The following is a 4,351-nucleotide window of genomic DNA, read 5'->3' as shown; positions in this document are numbered from 1 at the left end:
ATCACCTACCCCCCGGCCAACACGTCAGTTCATCGAACGATCACACGAACGAGCGATCCCCAACCGTGAGTAAAGGGACTTAACGTCCTCTGAGGGACACCTTTCCCGAGCGGCCGGAGATGCACGTGGTCCACGAAACCGTCTACCAAGCCCTCTACGTCCAGGGCCGCGGGGAGCTTCGCCGAGAGCTGGCCCAGGTTCGCCCCATGATCAGCGAGCGTCCCGCCGAGGTGGAGGAGCGGGCGGGTTCCCGGGCACTGGGAGGGCGATCTGATCATCGGCAAGGACGGTGCGTCGGCGATCGGCACGCTGGTCGAGCGCGCCACCCGCTACGTGATGCTCCTGCACCTGCCCCACGGCCGCACCGCCGAGCAGGTGCGCGACGCCCTGGTGGAGACCGTGCGGACCCTGCCCGGGCACCTGGTGCGCTCGCTGACCTGGGACCAGGGCGCGGAGATGGCCGAGCACGGCCTGTTCACCCTGGCCACCGACATCCCGGTCTACTTCTGTGACCCGGCCAGCCCCTGGCAGCGCGGCTCCAACGAAAACACCAACGGCCTGCTGCGGCAGTACTTCCCGACTTGTATAGGTGGCAGCGGTGTCGTGATCGGGCTGGCCGCCCGTAACGTGCCGTAGGACGCCGGGAGGGCTGACTCGAGTACTTCCTGCCGCCCGTGAGGGCTGGCTCGCTTTGGGTGTGTCGCCCCTTCTGGTGTCCGTTCGCGGCTTGACTCAACAGAGGCATGAGCATCGGCCACCCGCGTTCTCGAAGTCGGGCTGTCAGCTGCGGATTCCACCGACCCGACGACCAGGAGGGGGAGTCGCCGATGATGCTGATCGGCATCGACCCGCACAAGTCCACCCACACGGCCACGGCTGTCGATCCCGAGACCAACCGTGATCACGCGTCGATTCGCATCGACGTCACACTGCAGGACTACCAGCGCATGCTGGACTGGGCTGGCCAGTGGCCTGAGCGGCGCTGGGCGGTCGAGAACGCCAAGGGCATGGGACGCCACGTGACCTCATGGCTGCTCGCTCGTGGGGAACAGGTCGTCGACGTCCCGCCCAGCGCGACCGCACGGGTCCGGCAGCTCTCCCGCGGCGGCGGCCGGAAGAACGACCGCATCGATGCAGCCGCGGCGGCATGCGTCGCCGCTCTCCAAGGCGACGCAAGACCGGTCCAGCCCGAAGACTCAGCCGACGCCCTGGCCTTGCTGGACGAACGACGCAGTAACCTCGCCCAGGCCAGAGTCCGCGCGGTGAACCAACTCCACGCGCTGCTACGGGCACTGTTGCCCGGAGGGGCACCGCGCGATCTGTCGGCGGCGAAAGCCGAACAGCTACTGGAGACGGTCGTCCCCTGCGGCCCGGCCGAACGGACCCGCCGCCAGCTCGCCACGGAGCTCATCACCGAGATCCGCACGTGGGACGCGAAGCTGAAAGACAACGCTAAAGCCATGGCCGCTCTCGTCGCCCAGTCGGCCAGCACGCTGACCGACACCCCGGGCATCGGAGCCGTGACCGCTGCGCGCCTGATCGGCCGGACCGGAAACCCCACCCGTTTCCCCAGCGCCAGCGCCTTCGCGCACTACGCCGGCACCGCTCCCATCGAGATCGCCAGTGCCCATCGCGCGCGTCACCGGCTGTCGCGTGGCGGCGATCGTCAGCTCAACTCCGCGCTCCACACCGTGGCCATCACCCAGATACGCATGCCTGGAACCCAGGGCCACGCCTACTACCAAGTCAAGATCGCGGAGGGCAAGACTCCGCGTGAAGCACAACGCTGCCTCAAACGCCGTCTCGCCGATCACGTCTGGCGCACCATGGTCGCCGACGAGCGGCGCCGAACGCGAACAGTGGGCCCGGGAGGACAACCGGGGGCGACTAAGACATCCAGCGCGGCCGGCCCAACCCCGACAGCCAGCTCTTCGGACAAGTCACTTCCCGGACCCACCGCCACCGAGCCTACGCCGACGGCTCCAGCCGCTTGACAAACACAGAGGCACCCAAGGGCACCGACCTGGCCGTCCACGGCCCGGAACACCTGGCCGCTGTCGCCGCCGAGCTCAACGGCCGCCCACGCAAAACGCTCGGCTGGGAAACCCCAGCCGAGCGTCTCCATAAACTCATCGCGGCCTAGACAACCGACTATGTGTTGCGACGACCACTAGAAACCGCCATCCACTGGCTCTGCCCCTCCAACCAGGAGCTTGCCCATGTAGCGGACGGCCTCGGAGGTGACCGGGTCCGGTTCGAGGGTGCGGCCGCCACCGGGCCGGTCGACGATCCGGTACCCGTACGGCGGCTGACCGCCGGCCCACCGATCGGTCTTGCGCAGGTGCTTGTGCGCCGTCATGACGCGGGCCTTGATCCGCTTGAGTTCCATCTCCGCGAATCTCGACGCCATCATCAGGAAGACCTTCGCCAGCTCGCTTTCGAATGACGACTACCGCCCCCGAGGCCTCTCCGGATACCCGCACTGCGTCGAGGTACCCAGCGTTGATGAGGGCGGCGTCCCAGAGATCCGAGACGTGCTGGTCGTCGGGGGTGTCGGTGGGGTTCATCTGGACTGCCCGGGCCAGCATGAACAAGCTGTTGAGGGCGTGCGGAGAATGACCCTGCTCCACGGCACTCTGCCAGCGATCCCGAACCGCCTCTCGCCAAGGTCACGATACGTACGAAACCAGATGGATCGTCAGGCCGCCCGGGTAGCCTGTCAGCTGTGCACGAGATGACGGACCCGGTCGCCGCCCGGCAAGCGGCGAAGGCCGTGGAACGAGAGCGCCTGACACGGGCAAATGAACGCCGTGAGGGGCAGAGTCCCTCGGGTGTGAGCGGTTTCGTCCTGCGCAAGTGGCGTTGGCTCGGTGTGGGGGGCAGCGAGGCCGTCGAAGCCGTGCTGGCAATGCTTTCGGAGATGGTGGCGCTCGCCGGTATTCCCGAAACGGAGAGGGCAGTACTCACGCGGGCGCTCGAAGGGGATCCGGACCGCGAGGTCTTGTTGCACGCGGTCCAGACCGGGCTGAGCCATCTGTCGGCGGCGTCGGTCCTCGGCCACATACGCAACCTCTGGGGCACCGGAGTGCGCTGGATCAACGAGGCGGGCCTGGAACGCTGCCGACTGCTGTGTTCGACAGCGCCCGGCCTGGACCTCGTCGGCAAGCGCGCCCTCTCAGTGACAGGCGGTCCCGCATACTCCCTCTTTGCGACCGCGGCTACCCGTGGCGCGATCCCCATCCCCAACCGCTTCCTGGACGGGCTTCTCGCCTGGGCTCCGCTGACCGTCATCGACGATCTGATAGACCGTGGTGGTCTCCTGGCCGAGGACGCTCCCTGGCAGGCACGCGATGACCAGGAGAGTCTCTATCTGCGTGCGCGCCTCACACCGGAGAAGACTACCGATGAGGAGGCGCGACGGCTCGGCTGGCAGGCCTATCTACGCCGACAGGCCTTCATGAGCGGCGAGACGCTCATGCGGCAGGAACCGGACGATCTGTGGGACCTTCTGTACGACGTCGTACTGGACGGAAACACAACCGCTCTCGATGCGCTTGACGCGTCTCTACCCCGAACCCAGCAGATCGAATTGCGCGATCTCAAGTCAGGCGCTGTATCCGGTCAGTGGCCGCTGAGCATGCTTGAGGACCGCGGGCTCTGGCGCCTGATGGCAACTCTGTGGAAGCCACAGGAGCTCATCGACGCCGGACGCAGTCCCTTCTACGCACTCGTCGCCGCGAACCGGGCTTACAACCTGGTCAGGGCCGGCGAGACGGAGGCGGCGGCACTTCAGGCGCATTCCCTCACCCGCGACGGTATCGGCCGGAAGGTCCCCGCAGAGCTGGTCCAGGAGGGGCATGCCATCGCCGCGTACGCGGCCATGCAACAGAGCGAGGCGCTCGAATCGGCTGTAGCACGGAAGAAACTGCTGGACTCCGCCGAAGAACACGCCGAGAAGGCTGCGGCGCGGCGCGGTGCCGCAGCCGAACGGAACCTCCGGATCCTGCGCGTGTGGAGGGGGACGAAGCGGAACGACCGCAGCCCGTTCAGCAATCCGTTCCTTGAAATCGGTCTGGATCACGGTGCCAGCGGTTGGGAGGAACGCTGCCGGGAGATATTCCGTCACCACGAGGGAGATGCCAAAGCCCAGTCCGCTCTGAACTTGGCCGAGGACCGTATTCGTGGCGCGCTGCGCGAAGAGGCGGGCTGGGATGTCTTCTACCAGTTGCCACTTGACCCGCTGCGGTACGTCATGCCCTCTCAGAGGACGTTAAGTCCCTTTACTCACGGTTGGGGATCGCTCGTTCGTGTGATCGTTCGATGAACTGACGTGTTGGCCGGGGGGTAGGTG

At 66.8% G+C, this 4,351-nt stretch carries 3 protein-coding genes and 2 pseudogenes; 4 read left to right on the top strand and 1 reads right to left on the bottom strand.

Annotated features, from left to right (window positions below):
• Positions 1-89: 89 nt before the first annotated feature.
• From ACZ52R_RS43315 to ACZ52R_RS43305, 3 genes and pseudogenes are all read left to right on the top strand, one after another.
• Positions 90-579: pseudogene (locus ACZ52R_RS43315) on the top strand (IS30 family transposase); the annotation flags it as partial.
• 248 nt (positions 580-827) lie between these two features.
• Positions 828-1,994: an IS110 family RNA-guided transposase gene (locus ACZ52R_RS43310; protein ID WP_465755561.1), complete on the top strand. Its 1,167-nt coding sequence runs from the start codon at positions 828-830 to the stop codon at positions 1,992-1,994.
• Positions 1,995-2,011: 17 nt separating this feature from the next.
• A pseudogene (locus ACZ52R_RS43305) lies at positions 2,012-2,143 on the top strand (IS30 family transposase); the annotation flags it as partial.
• 27 nt (positions 2,144-2,170) lie between these two features.
• On the opposite strand, the gene ACZ52R_RS43300 reads toward ACZ52R_RS43305, so the two are convergent.
• Positions 2,171-2,413, bottom strand: a complete 243-nt coding sequence (locus ACZ52R_RS43300; protein ID WP_465755560.1) for a hypothetical protein — start codon at positions 2,411-2,413, stop codon at positions 2,171-2,173.
• 321 nt (positions 2,414-2,734) lie between these two features.
• Between ACZ52R_RS43300 and ACZ52R_RS43295 the strand changes: the two genes are divergently transcribed.
• Complete coding sequence (locus tag ACZ52R_RS43295; RefSeq protein ID WP_465755562.1) at positions 2,735-4,324, top strand: hypothetical protein; 1,590 nt, start codon at positions 2,735-2,737, stop codon at positions 4,322-4,324.
• Positions 4,325-4,351 lie beyond the last annotated feature (27 nt).

The organism is Kitasatospora sp. NPDC034023 (assembly GCF_055575795.1).
This window is presented reverse-complemented; position numbering and strand designations above follow the sequence as displayed.